Genomic DNA, 19,373 nt, shown 5'->3' on the forward strand with positions numbered 1-19,373 from the left:
ATCTTGAGCGATTAAACAAACAAGCCTGCGATAGCCGCTGATAAGAAGCTCACTAATGTAGAACCAAACAGTAATTTCAGACCGAAACGAGAAACAACGTTGCCTTGCATTTCATTTAGACCTTTAATCGCACCTGCTACAATCCCGATTGAAGAGAAGTTAGCAAATGAAACTAAGAATACTGATAAAATACCCACTGAGCGTGGTGAAATATCGGCCGCGATATCTTGTAAACTACCCATTGCAACGAATTCGTTAGACACTAATTTTGTTGCCATCACACTACCAACACGTAATGCATCTTGTTCTGGTACACCAATTACCCATGCTAATGGATAGAAAACGTAACCTAAGCAATCTTGGAAGCTAATACCAAAAATCATGCTGAAAATTGCATTCACTGCAGCAATTAAAGCAATGAAACCAATCAGCATTGCAGCTACGATTAATGCAACTTTGAAACCAGCTAAAATGTATTCACCTAACATTTCAAAGAAGCTTTGACCTTCATGTAGATTACCCATTTGAATATCTTCTTCATTCTCAACAGAATATGGGTTAATCACAGAAAGGACGATAAAGGTACTGAACATATTCAATACTAGAGCAGCAACAACGTATTTTGGATCTAACATTGTCATGTATGCACCAACAATTGACATTGATACTGTCGACATTGCTGTTGCAGCCATGGTGTACATACGACGCTGAGACATTTTGCCTAAAACATCTTTGTAGGCAATAAAGTTCTCTGATTGACCAAGAACTAATGAGCTAACTGCGTTGAATGATTCCAGTTTCCCCATACCATTCACTTTAGAAAGCACTGTACCGATAATGCGGATCACGAAAGGTAATACTTTAATGTGTTGAAGAATACCAATTAATGCAGAAATAAAGATAATTGGACATAATACATTCAGGAAGAAGAATGCCAAACCACCTTTCATCATGCCACCGAATACAAATTCAGTACCTTGGGCAGCGTAACCTAATAAGTGATCAAATAATCCAGCAAAACCTCGAACAAAGCCTTCACCAACATCAGAGTTGAGGAAGAACCATGCTAATGCGATTTCAATAACTAATAACTGCACGATATAACGCAGACGGATCCCTTTGCGATTATTACTCGCAATGAATGCTAATGCGCCAATAACGGCGAGTGCTAAAACGAAGTGAATGATAGAAGACATGCATGCTCCAAAAATAAAAATAAATCTTGAGGAGCATTTTATGTAACGCGTAACATTAGGATGTGACTATTGTCACAATATCATGAAACCGCATACACACTATTTATTAAATAAGATAGGTTGATCACACTTTGGAAGTTACTAAAGAAACATTAAATGCAAATTTCACTTAAATTTCACTTAAGTAAAAAAATGCTACTGAGAGCGTTTCTCAGTAGCATTTACTAAATAATAGAGTGATTATTTAGATTGATCAAGTAATCTTATCATTTCATCTTCATCAATAACGTCTATCCCTAACTCGTTAGCTTTCACTAACTTAGAACCTGCAGCTTCACCTGCAATCACCATATCGGTTTTTTTAGAGACGCTTCCACTCACTTTTGCCCCTAAAGCTACTAATCTATCTTTTGCTTCATCACGTGTTAATTGTGATAATGAGCCAGTTAACACTACGGTTTTACCTGCAAAAGGATTATCTCCCGCTTCATGAGTGACAATCACGGGTGCTTGCCATGTAATGCCTGCATCATTAATTAGCTGATCAATAACCGTTTTGTTGTGTTCTTCTTGGAAGAAGTTAACAACATGCTTAGCTACAATATCTCCCACATCAGGGACTGATTTTAGTGCTTCAACATCTGCATCTCGTAATGCTTCAAGCGTAGAAAAATGGGCAGTTAATCCACTTGCCGTTGCTTCACCAACTTCTCTAATTCCGAGAGCATAAATAAAACGCGCAAATGTTGTTGATTTAGATTTATCTAATGCAGCAATTAATTTTTTTGCTGATTTTTCGCCCATTCGCTCTAAACCAGATAGGATTTTTTCATCTAAACGAAAAAGGTCTGCTGGCGTTTTGACATACTCCTTTTCAACCAGTTGGTCGATAATTTTATCGCCCATACCATCAACATCCATCGCACGACGAGAAACAAAATGCTTAAGCGCTTCTTTACGTTGCGCACCACAAATTAATCCTCCAGTACAACGCGCTACCGCTTCGCCTTCAATACGCTCTATATCAGATTGGCAAATTGGACATTGCGTTGGAAAAACAATCTCTTGTGCATCAGCAGGACGCTTCTCTTCAATCACGCTAACAACCTGAGGAATAACATCACCCGCACGACGAATAACCACGGTATCGCCAATACGCAGCCCCAAGCGCTCAATTTCATCAGCATTGTGTAATGTGGCATTACTCACAACCACACCAGCAACCTGCACAGGCTCTAAACGAGCAACAGGGGTAATTGCACCAGTACGCCCTACTTGGAATTCAACATCTTTGATAATCGTTATTTGCTCTTGTGCTTGGAATTTATAAGCAATAGCCCAACGTGGTGCTCTTGAAACAAAACCCAATTCTTCTTGCAGAGCAATATCATCCACCTTAATAACAACACCATCGATATCAAAGCCTAAATTAGGGCGAATTTCTTCTACATGATGATAAAACTCAAGAACAGCTTTACTACCAGTACACAGTTTTACCGCATCACTGACAGGTAATCCCCATTCTTTAAATAGTTGTAAACGGGCATAGTGGCTTGTAGGTAACTTTCCACCTTCGAGCACACCAACGCCATAACAGAAAAAGGTTAATGGACGTTTCGCTGTGATACGCGGATCAAGTTGTCGTAAAGATCCCGCGGCTGCGTTACGGGGGTTAGCAAATACTTTTCCCCCTGTACGACGAGCTTCTTCATTTAAATATTCAAAGCCTTTTTCATTCATAAAGACTTCACCACGGATCTCGATACGTGCAGGGATATTTTCACCATATAAACGCAATGGGATCGCTTTAATGGTTCTTACGTTTTCAGTGATGTTCTCTCCTGTTGTACCATCCCCACGTGTTGCTGCTTGTACTAAAACTCCATTTTCATAAAGTAAGCTAACTGCAAGTCCATCAAGTTTTAATTCACAGCAAAAAGTTATTTCTTCATTGTTTTTTAAACGATCTCGCAAACGCTTATCAAATGCCTGATAACTAGTTTCATCAAAAGCATTATCTAAAGACAACATAGGGATTTCATGTCTCACTTGCTCAAATGCAGTGAGTGGTAATGCACCTACACGTTGTGTGGGTGAATCTGAGGTAATTAATTCAGGGTGTTGGGCTTCTAATGCTTTTAGCTCATTCATTAAGCGGTCGTATTCAGCATCAGGTATTTCAGGTGCGTCCATGACATGATAAAGATATTCATGGTGACGTAAGGTAACGCGAAGTTTATCAATTTTTTGTTGAGTATTTTTATTCATGATTTATCACCAAAGAAGAAAAACCCCCGCAAGCGGGGGCTTTTTTACAGATAAAAACTATTGATTTAAATCCAGCGTCCTGCGAATTCTAGATTTATAAAGCTCGATTTTTTGTGGTGTTAAGAGTTTGCGCTCATCATCAAGTACAACCCCTCCCACATCAGATGCAATACGTTGAGCTGCAAGCAACATCAATTTAAAGTTTTGGTTAGCATCACCATAAGACGGCACCATCATAAACATAGAGACACCGGGTGTGGTTAATTCAGCCATAGTATCTATATCAAAGGTGCCCGGCTTCACCATGTTGGCTAAGCTAAATAAAACAGGACCATTAGCCGTTGGATTTAGGTGTCGATGGAAAATATTCATTTCCCCAAACTGGAATCCAGTTTGAATAATACTTTGCATCAATATTTCACCATCCAACATTTGGCCATGGTGTGCACTTACGTTTAAGACAATAACCAGCTCTTTCTCCGCTTCCTCTACAGGTTCTACAACTGGTGTAGGTCCCGTTTTGGGCTCTTCAGCTGGAGCATGATGCGAAGCTTCAGTTTCAACAGGAGTCACATGAGCCGTTGTCTCTGAAATCGAAGGCTCTGAACTCACCGATGGGCTTGTATTAACGTGTGATTTTATTTCACCCGCTACATTGACCACAGGAGCTTGTCTTGGCTCATCCCTGACAACAGGTGCAGATTCTTTTTCAATAACATCAAATACTCCAAGGCTCGGCTCTTGTTGTAGCGATGTTTCGTTAGAATGCCCTTTTGCTTGGTTTTCAGACATTAATGGATCTCTATCTACCACCGAAAACTCAGGTTCATGTAGAGACTCCGATTTTATCGGTGACTCACTCTCCCGCTTTTCAGTAGAGGATAAAGTTGATGTCTGATGACTAGCCTCAGCATATTGTGGTTCGTCATCGTTCTCATCTGACTGATAATTCTGTTTCTGACGTTTTACTGGGCGATTACGGAAAAGCTTAGAACGCTCTTTTCGACCAATCCATAAGCCGTGTAATAACAAAGCTATGATTAAAATCGCACCAACAACGATTAATATCAGACGCAAATTTTGCTGCATCATTTCTATCTCTGTTGTCTTGAGGTTTAATAGCCACGTTGGCGAATATTACTTTTTACTAAGAGTATTTGCCAATGCTCATAAGTGCAAGCCAATACTTAATTTTCTTGTCACAAAGATACACACTTCAATCTCTTATGCGCATTTTTTAGACAATTCATGACTAGTAAGGCTGATTATCTCCCTATATGATACTAGCTTGCCCTCATTGGAGAGAATAGGAAGTATGACAAATTTGACAGAAACGAATAAAAATTTAAATGGATTTCATTATTTTGCTCTTGGTTGGCGTTTAATTACACGCAAAGGGCTAAAACGTTTTGTTATCTTGCCGTTACTCGCCAATATTATTATTCTCGGAAGCGCCTTTTGGTGGTTATATGGCCAAATTGGCGATATGGTCAATTGGATGATGGAAAAAGTCCCTGATTGGTTACAATGGCTAAGCTATCTAATTTGGCCATTATCCGTTATTTTTATTTTATTGGTGTTCACTTATTTCTTTAGCACCTTAGCTAATATTATTGCCTCTCCTTTTAATGGCCTGTTGGCTGAAAAATTAGAAGGTCAAATAACTGGCATTACCCCACCAGATACGGGAGTTACGGGTCTATTAAAAGATGTTCCACGTATTTTAAAACGTGAATTAACCAAAATAGCTTATTATTTACCTCGTGCTATTGTCTTGTTATTACTTTATTTTATCCCTGTTGTCGGACAAACCGTTGCTCCTATTTTATGGTTCGCTTTTGGCGCTTGGATGATGGCAATTCAATATAATGACTTCCCGTTTGATAACCATAAAATTTCATTTGCAACGATGAAATCTTCACTCAAACAAGACAAATGGAATAATCTTCAATTTGGTATGATTATTAATATTTTTACCATGATCCCTATTCTAAATTTAGTCATCATGCCTGTTGCTATTTGTGGTGCAACAGCAATGTGGTGCGATCGTTATCGCAAACAACATACACAAGAAGGACAGTGGTAAACATTATTTCGTCGCTTATCGATAATATTGAAAAACCCCGTTTTATTAAAACGGGGTTTTATTTTATAGATTATATTTAAAACACTGATTGATTTATTTAGCGATTGAACATATTACTCAATGAGTGAACGAATATAATCTTTCGTTTCTTCTCTATCCATCGGCTCACGTTCATTGATGCCCATTTCAAAGATATTTAAAGCACCATCTAATTTTTCAATCAGCTCTTCATCATCTCGAATACAGAAAATATACGCATTTTCAAACGGAGTGAGATCCACTAGCCGTAACCCTTTTTCTGCCAAAAAGTGGTTAATATATTCCAGATAAGGTAATTCGTAAGGCAACATATAAGGATCAACACTCACCTCATCCCAATCAATATTCTCTACTTGAGATAAAATCAGTGCGCTAGGTGATTCAGAAAAAGAGATTTGTTCTAACGATTTCAAATCAGGAATATCACCAAAATATTCTGTCCATTCTACATAATCCATTAATCCTTGAGCAGAGAGTGATTCGTATAGCCAATTAAGTACATCTTCTTGAGCATCAGATTCAGGTAAGTTCTCACGCAACGCTTGTGCATCTAATTCAGGTACAGCGAGTTCAAGTGCTGTAATCAACTCTTCGATCGTTTCCATTATGACCCCTGCATTTACAATAGATATAGTTAAAAAATAGATTATCAGCCATCAATATACTGCACATCTCTTGATTTATTAATTTGTGAATCTTCTCACTCACTCTTGATTAGAACCTTTTGGAATAAAAATAAGAAAAAGTTATAAGGTTATTCATAAAGCTTATTTCCATCTTTGTCTTGATGGCGTATGGTAATTTCATCTGACCTTATAAAAAATCATGTACCGAGGATAAAAATGAGCAAGATTTTCGAAGACAACTCGCAAACTATTGGACACACTCCCTTAATTCGCTTAAAGCATTTCGGAAATGGCAACATTCTAGCTAAAGTGGAATCTCGTAACCCAAGCTTTAGTGTGAAATGCCGTATCGGTGCCAACATGATTTGGGATGCTGAAAAGAAAGGTATCCTAAAAGAAGGTGTTGAACTTGTAGAGCCGACAAGTGGTAATACAGGGATTGCACTTGCCTACGTTGCAGCTGCACGCGGATACAAATTGACACTAACCATGCCTGACACCATGAGCGTTGAACGCCGAAAACTACTCAAAGCTCTAGGTGCCAACTTAGTGCTAACTGATGGCGCAAAAGGCATGAAAGGGGCTATCGATAAAGCCAATGAAATTCGTGACAGCGATCCTAGCCGCTATCTCTTACTACAGCAATTTAGTAATCCAGCTAACCCTGAAATTCATGAAAAAACCACAGGCCCAGAAATTTGGAATGACACTGATGGTGAAGTCGGTGCTGTAATTGCAGGTGTTGGTACTGGTGGTACTATCACGGGTATTGGCCGTTACTTGAAAAAAACAAAAGGCAAAGCAGTGACAATGGTTGCTGTTGAACCAACAGGTTCTCCTGTTATTACACAAGCCTTAGCTGGTGAAGAAATTAAACCAGGCCCTCATAAAATTCAAGGTATTGGTGCTGGTTTTATCCCTGAAAACCTAGATTTATCGTTGCTGGATCGCGTTATTCAGATAACAAACGAAGAAGCTTTTGATACTGCGCGAGAATTAATGACCAAAGAAGGTATTTTAGCGGGTATTTCTTCTGGAGCAGCGATTGCGGCAGCCGTAAAACTGTCAAAAGAACCTGAATTTGCAAACAAAGAAATTGTAGTAATTTTACCTTCTTCAGGTGAGCGTTATTTAAGCACCCCACTTTTTGCTGACATTTCTGATAGCTAAATCGCATCATCTCAATTGTAAAATATTTATTAAAAAAGCACCTTAAAGGTGCTTTTTTTGTGGTGGAGATCAAACTTTGTCATCCAGACAGGTGATTTATTCCTTCGAGTTTAGTATTTAATCAATTAATTATTTCGAGGGTCGAAATTAATCAGAAAATAACCGAGATGATAAAATCACACTCTTTTATTTTCTTGAACACTATTTTTATCAGATGACGCTTTACGACTTAATATTATCTGATATTGCTACGCAAAGCAGGACAATTTCATCTACACTTACTAAGTCCTGACTTAATGTGAACAATTGAGTTATAAAAGGAAAAAAATCCTATGTACCAGCAAGAAGTTACTATTACAGCACCAAACGGCTTACATACTCGTCCTGCTGCACAATTTGTAAAAGAAGCCAAAACGTTCTCTTCTGATATCACCCTTATCTCTAGTGGTAAATCTGCTAGTGCTAAGAGCCTTTTCAAATTACAAACCTTAGGTTTGACCCAAGGTACTGTAGTAACTATCTCTGCTGAAGGTGAAGACGAAAAGCAAGCCGTTGAAGCATTGGTAAAGTTAATGGCGGAATTAGAATAATTCGCGATTAAGCATTAGCACAGTATTTATTCCCCTGAAACCATTCAGGGGAGTTAACCTCTAATGATGATTTTAAAACAACAGTATTTTGCAATCCTATTCTTTTAAGATTATCACCAGCAAGTCGTAGGATAAATTATGATTTCAGGAATTTTAGCATCACCCGGTATCGCATTTGGTCAAACCCTTCTCCTCAAAGAAGAACCCATCATCATTAGCCAACGTAAGATCCAAAGTGATGAAGTTGAGAATCAAATCGAACGCTTTAAAGATGGCCGCAATAAATCTGCACAACAACTAGAAATCATTAAAGAGCGTGCTGAAAAGAATCTCGGTGCAGATAAAGCCGAAATCTTTGAAGGCCATATCATGTTATTAGAAGATGAAGAGTTAGAACAAGAAATTGTTACTCTCATCAAAAGCGACAAAAAGACTGCCGAAGCTGCTGTTCAATCTGTTATTGAAGATCAAGCCACCGCATTAGAAGCATTAGATGACGAATACTTAAAAGAGCGCGCTGCTGACGTTCGTGATATTGGTAAACGCTTGATGCGTAATATTTTAGAAATGCCAATTATCGATTTAAGTGCTATTTCAGAAAAAGTTATTCTAGTAGCAACTGACCTCACTCCTTCCGAAACTGCTCAATTAAGCCTAGATAACGTATTAGGCTTTATCACTGACTTAGGGGGTAGAACATCTCATACTTCTATCATGGCTCGTTCATTAGAAATCCCAGCTATTGTGGGCACATCTAATGCAACACAAACCATTAAAAAAGACGATTATCTTGTTCTTGATGCGATTAATAACAAAATCATTATTAATCCATCTGACGAAGAACTCGAAGCATTAAAAGCCATCAAAGAAGAATATCTGCACGAAAAGGAAGAATTGGCCAAACTCAAAGATTTACCTGCCATTACACTTGATGGGCACCAAGTCGAAGTTTGCGCTAATATTGGTACAGTTCGTGATGTTGCTGGTGCTGAACGTAACGGTGCTGAAGGTGTTGGTCTCTATCGTACTGAGTTTTTATTTATGGATAGAGACTCTTTACCAACAGAAGATGAACAATTCCAAGCCTATAAAGCGGTAGCAGAAGCAGTTGGAAGTCCTGCGGTTATTATTCGTACTATGGATATTGGTGGTGATAAAGACTTACCTTACATGAATCTACCTAAAGAAGAGAACCCATTCTTAGGCTGGCGTGCAATTCGTATTTGTCTTGACCGTAAAGAGATCCTTCATTCACAATTACGTGCTATCTTAAGAGCATCTGCTTTTGGTAAACTACGCATTATGTTTCCAATGATTATCTCTGTTGAAGAGATCAGAGCATTGAAAGCAGAACTTGAAATATTGAAAAACCAACTTCGTGAAGAAAATAAAGCTTTTGATGAGTCTATTGAAGTCGGTGTGATGGTAGAAACACCAGCTGCCGCAGTGATGGCTCGTCATATGGCAAAAGAAGTTGACTTTTTCAGTATTGGGACTAACGATCTAACACAATATACTCTGGCTGTAGACCGTGGAAATGAGCTGATATCTCATCTATATAATCCAATGTCACCTGCCGTACTCAACCTGATAAAACAGGTGATTGATGCATCACATGCTGAAGGTAAATGGACTGGAATGTGTGGTGAACTTGCTGGAGATGAACGAGCAACATTGCTCCTTCTAGGCATGGGATTAGATGAGTTTAGTATGAGTGCTATTTCAATTCCTCGCATCAAAAAAGTGATCCGCAATGCGAATTACGATGACGCAAGAGCACTAGCAGAGCAAGCACTTGCTCAGCCAACTGCGAAAGAATTGATGGACTTAGTAGAAACTTTTACTAAAGAGAAGACACTGTGCTAATCGCATTAGCCAGAGCCCGGTCCCAACTACAATAATTAGGAGAAGATTCATGGGTCTGTTTGATAAATTAAAATCACTGGTTTCAGAGGAAAAGAAAGGCAGTGGCACGATTGATATTGTTGCACCACTTTCAGGTGAAATCGTCAATATCGAAGATGTTCCTGATGTTGTTTTCGCTGAAAAAATCGTAGGTGACGGTATTGCTATCAAACCTGCTGGTAATAAAATTGTTGCGCCAGTCGATGGTACTATCGGTAAAATTTTCGAGACTAACCATGCTTTCTCTATTGAGTCTGACAACGGTATCGAGTTATTTGTCCACTTCGGTATCGACACTGTTGAACTGAAAGGTGAAGGGTTTAAACGTATCGCTGAAGAAGGTCAGCAAGTAAAAGTTGGTGATACTATTTTAGAATTTGACTTGGCTGTATTAGAAGAAAAAGCAAAATCAGTTCTGACACCAGTTGTCATTTCTAATATGGATGAAATTCAAGGTTTAACCAAAATGACAGGCCCAGTTACTGTTGGTGAAACCGTTATTATTCAGATTAAAAAATAATTTCTAATTATTTTCTATTTGCACTCTAGATGATTTAAACCGCCACCAGTAATGTGGCGGTTTTTTTATATTACAAAAATAAAAAATAAAAAATAAAAGATACTCTAAATAATTCAAGCTGTAGCTAGGCGACAAGTAAATGAGTCACTAGGAACATACATAAGTATGTGACTAGTGCGAATGAACGCAGTCAACAACGCTACGGCTTGAAGTATGACGAGTAAATACTCTAAATAATTCAAGCTATAGCTAGGCGACAAGTGAATAAGCCCCTAGGAGCATACATTAGTATGTGACTAGGGTGAGTGAACGCAGTCAACAACGCTACAACTTGAATTATGACGAGTAAGAATTATGACGAGTAAACGCCCGTTGACAGATAACGATCACCTCTATCACACACAATCGCAACAATCACCGCACCGGGATTTTCTTTTGCAACGCGCAGAGCGCCAGCAACAGCGCCCCCAGAACTCACACCGCAGAAGATACCTTCCTGTCTTGCTAAAAGGCGCATCGTTGATTCTGCTTCGGTTTGAGACATATCAATCACACTATCCACCAGCTCTTTTTTAAAGATCCCTGGTAAGTAAGCGGGCGACCAGCGACGAATGCCTGGAATTTGACTTTTTTCTTCTGGCTGAAGTCCAATGATTTGCACTTGGTCAGATTGTGTTTTTAAATAACTGCCTACACCTGTAATGGTGCCTGTTGTGCCCATACTTGACACAAAATGGGTAATACGACCTTGTGTCTGTTGCCAAATTTCAGGGCCTGTTGACATAAAATGGGCTCTTGGGTTATCTGGGTTATTAAATTGATCTAATACTTTTCCCTCTCCCTGCTGTTCCATTTGTTGTGCGAGATCTCTAGCCCCTTCCATTCCTATTTCTCGACTTACCAAAATAAGCTCTGCACCATAGGCTTGCATAGAAGCTTGACGCTCTTTACTCATATTTTCTGGCATTAATAGTTTTAAGTGATAGCCTTTTACTGCTGCAATCATAGCTAAGGCAATCCCAGTATTACCACTGGTTGCCTCAATAAGCGTATCACCTGGCTTTATTTCACCACGTAATTCTGCTTGTTCAATCATAGATAATGCAGCTCTGTCTTTCACTGAACCTGCGGGGTTATTACCTTCAAGCTTAACCCAAATTTCAGCGTCTACCTCTTGTGTAAGTCGTTGTAGTTTTACTAATGGTGTATTACCAATAAATTGTTCTAACCCTGCCACAATAAGTCCCTGCTCATTTATTTGTCTGTATTAATGAAGAAATCACATTTAACTTATTAACGCAATAGCATTAATGTTTTTAGATAACCTTAGGCTGTTGTCAAAACCAAAACACCCATGCTTAAAAATAGGCATGGGTGAAAATTAGAGAGTACAGTGATAAATATAATTACGCGGTATACGCCAACGATACAGTTTTTAAGGGAGTATCTCCCGAATATAAACGGGCTTGGGCACCTCCCATATAATAGGTGTTTCCTTTTGCTGGTGTTAAAGACATCTCATTCCATACTGCCGTAATTGGTGTTTTACTCCATCCTATGGGTTGTAAAATTAATTGCCAATAATGTCCTTTAGGTGAAACCTCAATAACTTTAACAGGTAATCGACAGACACTATTTTCATATGTACTTAGTGCGATTTCCCAAGGGCGTAAAAATACATCTACTTCACCTTGATAAAGCGGTGTCACCGATAATGGTAAGTGATAGCCCCCAATATGTAATTGTGCACCATTAATCTCACCTTGTAGATGATTAACATCACCTAAAAATTCGAGTACAAAGCGACTTGAAGGCGATTGCCACACTTCTTGTGGTGTACCTACTTGTTCTATTTTTCCATTCCCCATTATCACAATGCGATCGGCCACTTCCATCGCTTCTTGTTGATCATGAGTCACAAAGACGCTAGTAAATTTAAGTTCTTCATGCAATTCACGTAACCAACGGCGTAATTCTGTTCTTACTTTGGCGTCTAAAGCGCCAAAAGGCTCATCTAATAATAAAATTTGAGGCTCTACAGCCAAAGCCCTTGCTAAAGCCACCCGCTGTTTTTGCCCACCCGATAATTGTGCCGGATAACGTTGAGCTAAGTGAGGTAATTGGATCATCTCTAACAATTGCTCGACTTTTTTATTAATCTCAGCCTTACTAGGACGTTCACGACGTGGTAATACGGTTAAGCCAAATGCAATGTTCTCAAATACGGTCATATGGCGAAACAGTGCATAATGCTGAAAAACAAAACCAACTTTACGTGAACGAGCATGTAACCGACTAACATCTTGTCCTTCAAAACAGATGTTTCCTTTGGTTTGATGTTCTAATCCCGCTATAATACGTAAAAGCGTTGTTTTTCCTGATCCTGAAGGTCCTAACAATGCCACCATTTCACCTGAAGCGACATCAAGGCTGACATCATGCAACACTTCGGTGCGATCAAAATATTTTGTGACATTATTAATTTCAATACTCATATTTTGCCTCTACTTTTGTGTCAATAATGATGTCATTGCTGACGCGCTAAATGCCATTGCAATGCACTTTTAAACATTAAGGTGAATATCGCCATCATTGCGAGTAATGCGGCTGCCGTAAAGGCACCAACGGTATTGTAATCTTGATGCAACAATTCAACTTGTAATGGCAATGAATAGGTTTCACCACGAATGGCACCAGACACCACTGAAACCGCACCAAATTCACCAATAGCCCTGGCATTGGTTAATACCACACCATAGAGTAATGCCCAACGGATATTAGGTAATGTCACACGCCAAAACATTTTCCAACCACTCGCCCCTAATAACACTGCCGCTTCATCTTCTTGACTACCTTGGCTCATCATCACTGGCACCAGTTCTCTAACAACAAAAGGACAAGTGACAAATACGGTGACTAAAACCATCCCCGGCCATGAAAACATAAGCTGGATATCAAACTGAGATAACCATTGACCTGCCCAGCCATTACTGCCGTAAAAAAGTAAGTAGAGCAGTCCGGCGACAACAGGTGATACCGCAAAAGGGATATCAATGAGTGTCATTAATAATTGGCGTCCCGGAAAACGAAAGCGAGTAACCAGCCATGCCATACTGACACCAAACAACATATTGATAGGTACTGTGATTAACGCGATTAATACTGTTAACCAGACAGCATGTAACATATCGCTGTCTAATAAGTTCTCAGTAAATATTTCAACACCTTTTGAAAACGCGGTCATAAAGATCCACGCAATAGGCACAACTAAAAATAAAATGGATAACGCAACCCCTGTAAGGATCAATCCCCACTTAACCCAATCAATTTGCCGACGATCAATAGAGCCTTGTTGCATAATATCTGACATCAATGCCCCCTCAACCGTTGACCAAATCGGCTTTGTAAGCCATTAATTGAAAACAGTAAGACTAAAGAAACAAGTAAAATCACAGAAGCTACAGCACTAGCTGCAGGATAATCAAACTCTTGTAATCGAATAAAAATCATCAAGGAAACCACTTCTGTTTGCCATGCAATATTGCCGGCAATAAAAATAACAGCACCAAACTCACCCAAACTGCGTGTAAAAGAAAGCGCGGTTCCAGCAATTAATGCGGGTGATAATTCAGGCAATACAACTTTACGAAATGTTTGCCAACGGCTCGCTCCTAGCGTTTCAGCGGCCTCTTCATACTCTGGGCCTAACTCTTCAAGCACTGGCTGAACCGTTCTTACTACAAAAGGCAAACTGGTAAAAGCCATAGCAACAGCTATCCCAATCCATGTATTAATGACTTTGATATCAAATTTATCTAGCACAAAGCCATACCAGCCTTGTGTTGAGAACAGCGTAGCGAGCGTTAATCCAGCAACCGCAGTGGGTAAAGCAAAAGGTAAGTCCATTAAACCATCAAGTAGTTGTCTACCCGGAAAACGGTAACGTGTAATGATCCACGCAAGCAACATGCCAAAAATAGCATTAAAAATACTAGCAACCGCAGCTGCAAGTAGTGTGACTTTATACGCGGCAACAATTTGAGGATGCGTTATGACTGCCCAATATTGCGCCCAGCTCATATCAGAAAGTTGCACAACCAGTGCACTCATTGGTAATAGTAAGATCAAGCAGGTATAAAACAGTGTTCCGCCTAAGCTTAATCCAAATCCCGGTAATACCCGTTTACTGGTTGTGGTAAACATTATTGACGTCCTTGCGCTAATAACTTGTCAAGCATACCATCTGTTGTGAAATGCGTTTTCATCACGTTATTCCAGTCGCCAAATATTTCTTCAACGGTAAATAGAGACGTTGCTGGAAATTGTGCTGCTTTTTGAGCCATAACAGCTTTATCATTTACGCGATAGTTAAATTGCGTGATGATCTCTTGTGCTTTAGGACTGTATAAGTAATTGAGGTAAGCTTTTGCCAGTGCTTCTGTGTCATTGCGTTGCACATTTTTATCAACCCAAGCGACTGGAAACTCAGCTAGAATATCTACGGGTGGCACAATAACTTGATATTCATCTTCACCATATTGCTGACGAATATTATTAACTTCAGATTCAAAACTGATCAGCACATCCCCAAGTCCACGCTCAATAAAAGAAGTTGTCGCACCACGACCTCCGGTATCAAACACTTCAACATTTTTAAGGAACTTTTTCATTGCTTCTTGGGTTTTTGCATCATTACCATAGGCTTTTTCAAAAGCCCCCCAAGCAGCTAAATAGGTATAGCGCCCATTACCTGATGTTTTTGGATTCGGGAAAACCACTTTGACATCTTCGCGGGTTAAATCCTCCCATGTCGTAATATTTTTAGGATTACCTTTGCGAACTAAATACGCCATAGTGGAATAATAAGGTGAGCTATTGTTAGGCAAACGTTGTTGCCAATCTGCAGGAACAAGCTTGCCTTTATCATGCAGAATTTGCACATCGGTCACTTGGTTGTATGTCACCACATCCGCAGGTAGCCCTTGCAATATCGCAAGTGCTTGCTTAGAAGAGCCAGCATGAGATTGTTTGATAGTTACTTTGTCATCAGGATGTTGTGCATCCCACTGAGTTTTAAAATCACTATTTAGCTGTGTAAATAACTCTCGCGCAATATCATAAGAGCTATTAAGTAATTGAGCAGCCCCTGCATAACTGCTGGCAAGCAAAGACAATGCTGTAGTTGCTTGTAATGCAAAGGTTCTGATTATGTTTTTCTTCATCAAAAGTACCCATCATTGTAAGTTTTATTCTAATGGTTACTTTATCGGCTTTATTTATAACAGTGTAGTTAGCTTTTGTTATTTGATATAACTGAAAGCTATTAAAATTGAGTAAAATGCAAGCTAATTAATTAAATTCACATCGATTGAAATTAATATGAAAAAAATTCAGACCAAAATGCCTGCAATTAAAGCAGGCATTTCATCAATAAAAGCTTATTTAATACTCGGCAATTTACAGTGCTTTTAAGACTTCATAAGATGGAGCAAAGTAGTAACTTCCTGTAACAGGCTTACTCATACGTAATAAGTCATCGTGTTTGCCATCTAATTCACCAAACATACTTAGTAATTGCTGTTCAATATTATATAAACGACCACAATAAGCTAAGAAATATAAACCATGTTTACCACTTGCAGTACCGTAAGGCAGGCTGTGACGCAAAATAGCCAACTCTTCACCATCTTCTTCAATCACAACACGAGAAACGTGAGAAGTGACATTACGTTCTGATTCATCAAGTTCAATACTGTCTTTTTTAGTACGACCGATCATTTTCTCTTGATCTGATTCACTAAAACGAGCCCATTTTTTTAGGTTATGCTCATAACGCTGAACTAAAACATAACTACCACCAGCATCAACACCATCATTAATCAATGCAACACCGTAGCGTTCATCATCTTGCGGGTTTTCAGTACCATCAATAAAACCACTTAAATCACGCTCTTCGATCCAACGGAAACCATGAATTTCTTCTTCAACTTTAATCACATCACCAAAAGCCGCCATTGCCGCTTGAGCCAATGAAAAGTTCACATCATGGCGCATAGATTGAATATGAATAAGTAGATCACGTTGTGTCGCTGGCGCTAAACCTTTACCTAATGGGCGAAAAGGTTTTAGCTCAGGGGCACTGTTTTCATCTGATAATTTTTTCCAAAGATCGGAGCCAAATGCAACAACTGCGCCTAATGACGCATCAGGAAATTGCTTTTGTAAATCAGATAATGATTGCATAAATTTCTGACATCCTTGACGCAGAAATTCTAACTCACCCACGACCATTGCTTCGATAAAAAGACCAAATTTACTATGTGCGACTAAAATGCCACTTTGTGCATGAGACATATTGCTTCCCTAATCAATAATCAAAACGCTCGGAATAATGTTAATTATATCGAATATTTTTTTCCGAAGATTTGCCTTTTAACAAATATCAGACAGTCTGATTATAAAATCTTCCATATATTATAAGGAATAGCGTGTAGGCGTTTTGTTCTGCCAAATAATTTGCGTTAACGTCCAATTTGATAAAACTTCATCTGGTGGCATTAATCCATCAGGGCCGTCCCATTGTCCACTAAAGACATAGCTCACTGATTTAGCTTGTTCTGATTGGCATAAAATTGTTCTTTGCTTTTCATCTTTAGGGCCTTTGCTACATGCACCAAAGGCTTTTTTATAGATATCTTTAAATGGTGTACCAATAGTTGTGCCCCAATCTGTCGTCGCCTTGGCATCAAAGACTTCTATTTTCTCTACTGTACCTTTTTCTTTGCCGTAGAAAGCCACTTGAGTTTTATTATCATCTAAACCTTGAACAACAACGATAATATCATTGCCTTGCATTTCCATGCCTTCACGATAATGAAAGCGACTTCCTAACTCATTCTTAATATCATTTTCTGTGATTTTTGTTGAGCTTGTAATATTACCTAATCCATTAGCAGAAACGGTTAGCGTATCATTTGAGAACCAATTCATCGGATTTAGTGCAGAAAAAGACATTCCTCCCATGGATGAACAGCCACTTAATAGCAAAACGCTTGTGCTTAAACACAAGGGTAACCAAAACTTAGGTATCATTTATTTCTCCGTTAAACTTTTACATCACTCATTAAAATAGATATTGATGTCATTAGGCACACCTTATCTTACTCTTTACCCCACCTCAATCATCAGACTAAAACACGCACAATAAATTAGCATAAAAAAGTATTGCTTAATTTAACGCTGAATAACCTCATGAAAAAGAAGGCCTAGTTACGACCTTTTACATCACGGTTTGTTCCACAGAAAAAGCAATATCAGATTTTACGTATAAAATAAGGGAATAACGTGTAAGGATAAAAATAGAGAAACAGAAAGGACAAATACAGAAGTAAGAATAACCCTCAAAATATTGAGGGCTTATGATATGTTAGAGATCAAAATCCTGATCGATAATTAACCGTTTAGTATAAGTTGTACTTTCTTGGTTTTGATCTTCATACAATAGCTTTTCAAACATAAAAATCGTTGCATCATTTTCTTCTGGTATAACTAATGTAATTTGTGGGCATCCTTTTGCGATCAGTTTTTTTTCTAATCGAGAGATCAATGCATTCGCAATGCCTCTGCCACGAAAGTCTGGGTGAACCCCTAAATAATATAAAGATCCACGATGACCATCGTAGCCCCCCATCACACTCCCCACTAGTTCACCGGCCACTTCTGCAATCAAAAATAAATCAGGTGAATGGTTTATTTTTCTTTCAATATCAATTTCAGGATCGTTTTCTGGCGAGATTAAATCGCAACGTTCCCAAAGTGTAATAATTGCCTCAAAATCATCTTGGCGAAATACACGTATTTCCATGGTTTTGCCTGTTATTGTTCATATAAATCTAAATTTATTATCGCTTGTTTGGTTTATGAATCAACTTGAAAATGAGAACATAGGCGATATGGAGTTCTATTTTTAATAAATATGATAAAAATTGTAGGTTATTATGAATTTACCTGATATTCATCGTGTTAAAGAATTTTTCTTATCACTACAAGATACGATTTGTCACTCTCTTGAAAACATAGACCAAAAAGCCACTTTTCAGCAAGATAATTGGGAAAGAAAAGAAGGTGGTGGTGGCCGTACTCGTGTATTAACCCATGGCGCACTTTTCGAACAAGCAGGAGTTAATTTTTCACATGTCTATGGTGAGTCACTCCCTCAATCGGCAACAGCACATCGCCCTGAATTAGCCGGACGTCGTTTTCAAGCAATGGGTGTTTCATTAGTTATTCACCCACTTAATCCTTATATTCCAACCTCTCATGCTAATGTGCGCTTTTTTATTGCAGAAAAAGAGGGTGAAGATCCCATTTGGTGGTTTGGCGGCGGCTTTGATTTAACACCTTACTATGGATTTGAAGAAGACGTTATCCATTGGCATAAGGTTGCCAAATCTGTTTGTATCCCTTTTAGCAAAGATTATTACCCGCGTTATAAAAAATGGTGTGATGATTATTTTTATATTAAACACCGCAACGAACCCCGTGGTGTCGGTGGGCTTTTCTTTGATGATTTAAATACACCAGATTTTGACCATTGTTTCGAATTTGTTCAATGTGTCGGCCTTGGTTATCTTGATGCTTACTTACCTATAGTTGAAAAACGTAAATCAATGCCCTGGGGAGAGCATGAGCGCCAATTCCAGCTCTATCGCCGTGGTCGCTACGTTGAGTTTAATTTAGTGTGGGATAGAGGAACCTTATTTGGGCTACAAAGCGGAGGAAGAACAGAGTCAATTTTAATGTCTATGCCACCTTTAGTCCGTTTTGAATATGATTATTCACCCGAACCGGATACTCCTGAAGCAAAGCTATACAGTGACTTTTTGATCCAAAAAGAGTGGGTATAACTCAAGCTCTATCTCTCAATGATAGCCACTTTTTAAAGTGGCTTTTTTTAAATCAACGAAAAAGCGA

The 19,373-nt window shown here is 38.8% G+C and carries 18 protein-coding genes; 6 read left to right on the forward strand and 12 right to left on the reverse strand.

The genetic code is table 11. From position 1 onward, the window contains the following. Positions 1 to 11: 11 nt before the first annotated feature. The 3 genes from GTH24_RS13015 to zipA form a co-directional block, all read right to left on the reverse strand. Positions 12 to 1,196 (reverse strand): NupC/NupG family nucleoside CNT transporter, encoded by a 1,185-nt coding sequence (locus GTH24_RS13015; protein ID WP_036935465.1) that lies wholly within the window; start codon positions 1,194 to 1,196, stop codon positions 12 to 14. Between the two features lie 240 nt (positions 1,197 to 1,436). Next, positions 1,437 to 3,464, reverse strand: coding sequence for an NAD-dependent DNA ligase LigA (gene ligA, locus GTH24_RS13020; protein WP_115350052.1), 2,028 nt, complete (start codon positions 3,462 to 3,464; stop codon positions 1,437 to 1,439). A 57-nt stretch (positions 3,465 to 3,521) separates the two neighbouring features. Continuing rightward, positions 3,522 to 4,556: a cell division protein ZipA gene (gene zipA / locus GTH24_RS13025; protein ID WP_072068674.1), complete on the reverse strand. Its 1,035-nt coding sequence runs from the start codon at positions 4,554 to 4,556 to the stop codon at positions 3,522 to 3,524. 223 nt (positions 4,557 to 4,779) lie between these two features. Here zipA and cysZ point away from each other — a divergent pair, with 223 nt between their 5' ends. Then, positions 4,780 to 5,550 carry a sulfate transporter CysZ gene (cysZ, locus tag GTH24_RS13030; protein ID WP_072068675.1) on the forward strand — a complete coding sequence of 257 codons (771 nt, stop codon included), beginning with the start codon at positions 4,780 to 4,782 and terminating at the stop codon, positions 5,548 to 5,550. Between the two features lie 113 nt (positions 5,551 to 5,663). On the opposite strand, the gene GTH24_RS13035 is transcribed toward cysZ, so the two are convergent. Then, a complete protein-coding gene (locus GTH24_RS13035) occupies positions 5,664 to 6,194 on the reverse strand; it encodes a hypothetical protein (RefSeq protein ID WP_072068676.1) in 531 nt (176 codons plus the stop codon). A 237-nt stretch (positions 6,195 to 6,431) separates the two neighbouring features. Between GTH24_RS13035 and cysK the strand changes: the two genes are divergently transcribed. The 4 genes from cysK to crr all read left to right on the forward strand — a co-directional run bounded on the left by cysK (position 6,432) and on the right by crr (position 10,400). Further along, entirely contained in the window at positions 6,432 to 7,385 is a 954-nt protein-coding gene (gene cysK, locus GTH24_RS13040; protein ID WP_072068677.1) for a cysteine synthase A, read from the forward strand. Between the two features lie 332 nt (positions 7,386 to 7,717). Beyond that, complete coding sequence (gene ptsH, locus GTH24_RS13045; protein WP_006533407.1) at positions 7,718 to 7,975, forward strand: phosphocarrier protein Hpr; 258 nt, start codon at positions 7,718 to 7,720, stop codon at positions 7,973 to 7,975. A 138-nt stretch (positions 7,976 to 8,113) separates the two neighbouring features. Continuing rightward, positions 8,114 to 9,841, forward strand: coding sequence for a phosphoenolpyruvate-protein phosphotransferase PtsI (gene ptsI / locus GTH24_RS13050; protein ID WP_072068678.1), 1,728 nt, complete (start codon positions 8,114 to 8,116; stop codon positions 9,839 to 9,841). Positions 9,842 to 9,890: 49 nt separating this feature from the next. Beyond that, a complete protein-coding gene (gene crr, locus GTH24_RS13055) occupies positions 9,891 to 10,400 on the forward strand; it encodes a PTS glucose transporter subunit IIA (RefSeq protein WP_036935451.1) in 510 nt (169 codons plus the stop codon). Positions 10,401 to 10,752: 352 nt separating this feature from the next. Here crr and cysM read toward each other — a convergent pair whose 3' ends face one another. The 8 genes from cysM to GTH24_RS13095 form a co-directional block, all read right to left on the reverse strand. After that, positions 10,753 to 11,637: a cysteine synthase CysM gene (cysM, locus tag GTH24_RS13060; protein ID WP_164526490.1), complete on the reverse strand. Its 885-nt coding sequence runs from the start codon at positions 11,635 to 11,637 to the stop codon at positions 10,753 to 10,755. 169 nt (positions 11,638 to 11,806) lie between these two features. Next, positions 11,807 to 12,895 carry a sulfate/thiosulfate ABC transporter ATP-binding protein CysA gene (gene cysA / locus GTH24_RS13065; RefSeq protein ID WP_072068679.1) on the reverse strand — a complete coding sequence of 363 codons (1,089 nt, stop codon included), beginning with the start codon at positions 12,893 to 12,895 and terminating at the stop codon, positions 11,807 to 11,809. 32 nt (positions 12,896 to 12,927) lie between these two features. Further along, complete coding sequence (gene cysW, locus GTH24_RS13070) at positions 12,928 to 13,770, reverse strand: sulfate/thiosulfate ABC transporter permease CysW (protein WP_072068680.1); 843 nt, start codon at positions 13,768 to 13,770, stop codon at positions 12,928 to 12,930. Then, positions 13,770 to 14,603 carry a sulfate/thiosulfate ABC transporter permease CysT gene (gene cysT / locus GTH24_RS13075; RefSeq protein WP_072068681.1) on the reverse strand — a complete coding sequence of 278 codons (834 nt, stop codon included), beginning with the start codon at positions 14,601 to 14,603 and terminating at the stop codon, positions 13,770 to 13,772. The genes cysW and cysT overlap by 1 nt, the downstream gene beginning before the upstream one ends. Further along, positions 14,603 to 15,622 carry a thiosulfate ABC transporter substrate-binding protein CysP gene (gene cysP, locus GTH24_RS13080; RefSeq protein ID WP_072068682.1) on the reverse strand — a complete coding sequence of 340 codons (1,020 nt, stop codon included), beginning with the start codon at positions 15,620 to 15,622 and terminating at the stop codon, positions 14,603 to 14,605. The genes cysT and cysP overlap by 1 nt, the downstream gene beginning before the upstream one ends. 235 nt (positions 15,623 to 15,857) lie before the next feature. Next, positions 15,858 to 16,754: a Dyp-type peroxidase gene (locus GTH24_RS13085; protein ID WP_072068683.1), complete on the reverse strand. Its 897-nt coding sequence runs from the start codon at positions 16,752 to 16,754 to the stop codon at positions 15,858 to 15,860. 120 nt (positions 16,755 to 16,874) lie between these two features. Then, positions 16,875 to 17,492, reverse strand: coding sequence for an RpoE-regulated lipoprotein (locus GTH24_RS13090; protein WP_231619277.1), 618 nt, complete (start codon positions 17,490 to 17,492; stop codon positions 16,875 to 16,877). Positions 17,493 to 17,826: 334 nt separating this feature from the next. Next, positions 17,827 to 18,264, reverse strand: coding sequence for a GNAT family acetyltransferase (locus GTH24_RS13095; RefSeq protein ID WP_072068684.1), 438 nt, complete (start codon positions 18,262 to 18,264; stop codon positions 17,827 to 17,829). A 133-nt stretch (positions 18,265 to 18,397) separates the two neighbouring features. Here GTH24_RS13095 and hemF point away from each other — a divergent pair, with 133 nt between their 5' ends. Continuing rightward, complete coding sequence (gene hemF / locus GTH24_RS13100; RefSeq protein ID WP_072068685.1) at positions 18,398 to 19,306, forward strand: oxygen-dependent coproporphyrinogen oxidase; 909 nt, start codon at positions 18,398 to 18,400, stop codon at positions 19,304 to 19,306. The last annotated feature ends 67 nt before the right edge of the window (positions 19,307 to 19,373 follow it).

The sequence above is a fragment of the Proteus vulgaris genome, from assembly GCF_011045815.1.
Lineage (GTDB): Bacteria > Pseudomonadota > Gammaproteobacteria > Enterobacterales > Enterobacteriaceae > Proteus > Proteus vulgaris_B.

Bases quoted from the DNA above. Each gene is read 5' to 3' on its own strand.
- GTH24_RS13015 (WP_036935465.1), bottom strand. From the start codon at position 1,196: ATGTCTTCTATCATTCACTTCGTTTTAGCACTCGCCGTTATTGGCGCA.
- ligA (WP_115350052.1), bottom strand. From the start codon at position 3,464: ATGAATAAAAATACTCAACAAAAAATTGATAAACTTCGCGTTACCTTA.
- zipA (WP_072068674.1), bottom strand. From the start codon at position 4,556: ATGATGCAGCAAAATTTGCGTCTGATATTAATCGTTGTTGGTGCGATT.
- cysZ (WP_072068675.1), top strand. From the start codon at position 4,780: ATGACAAATTTGACAGAAACGAATAAAAATTTAAATGGATTTCATTAT.
- GTH24_RS13035 (WP_072068676.1), bottom strand. From the start codon at position 6,194: ATGGAAACGATCGAAGAGTTGATTACAGCACTTGAACTCGCTGTACCT.
- cysK (WP_072068677.1), top strand. From the start codon at position 6,432: ATGAGCAAGATTTTCGAAGACAACTCGCAAACTATTGGACACACTCCC.
- ptsH (WP_006533407.1), top strand. From the start codon at position 7,718: ATGTACCAGCAAGAAGTTACTATTACAGCACCAAACGGCTTACATACT.
- ptsI (WP_072068678.1), top strand. From the start codon at position 8,114: ATGATTTCAGGAATTTTAGCATCACCCGGTATCGCATTTGGTCAAACC.
- crr (WP_036935451.1), top strand. From the start codon at position 9,891: ATGGGTCTGTTTGATAAATTAAAATCACTGGTTTCAGAGGAAAAGAAA.
- cysA (WP_072068679.1), bottom strand. From the start codon at position 12,895: ATGAGTATTGAAATTAATAATGTCACAAAATATTTTGATCGCACCGAA.
- cysW (WP_072068680.1), bottom strand. From the start codon at position 13,770: ATGTCAGATATTATGCAACAAGGCTCTATTGATCGTCGGCAAATTGAT.
- cysT (WP_072068681.1), bottom strand. From the start codon at position 14,603: ATGTTTACCACAACCAGTAAACGGGTATTACCGGGATTTGGATTAAGC.
- cysP (WP_072068682.1), bottom strand. From the start codon at position 15,622: ATGAAGAAAAACATAATCAGAACCTTTGCATTACAAGCAACTACAGCA.
- GTH24_RS13085 (WP_072068683.1), bottom strand. From the start codon at position 16,754: ATGTCTCATGCACAAAGTGGCATTTTAGTCGCACATAGTAAATTTGGT.
- GTH24_RS13090 (WP_231619277.1), bottom strand. From the start codon at position 17,492: ATGATACCTAAGTTTTGGTTACCCTTGTGTTTAAGCACAAGCGTTTTG.
- GTH24_RS13095 (WP_072068684.1), bottom strand. From the start codon at position 18,264: ATGGAAATACGTGTATTTCGCCAAGATGATTTTGAGGCAATTATTACA.
- hemF (WP_072068685.1), top strand. From the start codon at position 18,398: ATGAATTTACCTGATATTCATCGTGTTAAAGAATTTTTCTTATCACTA.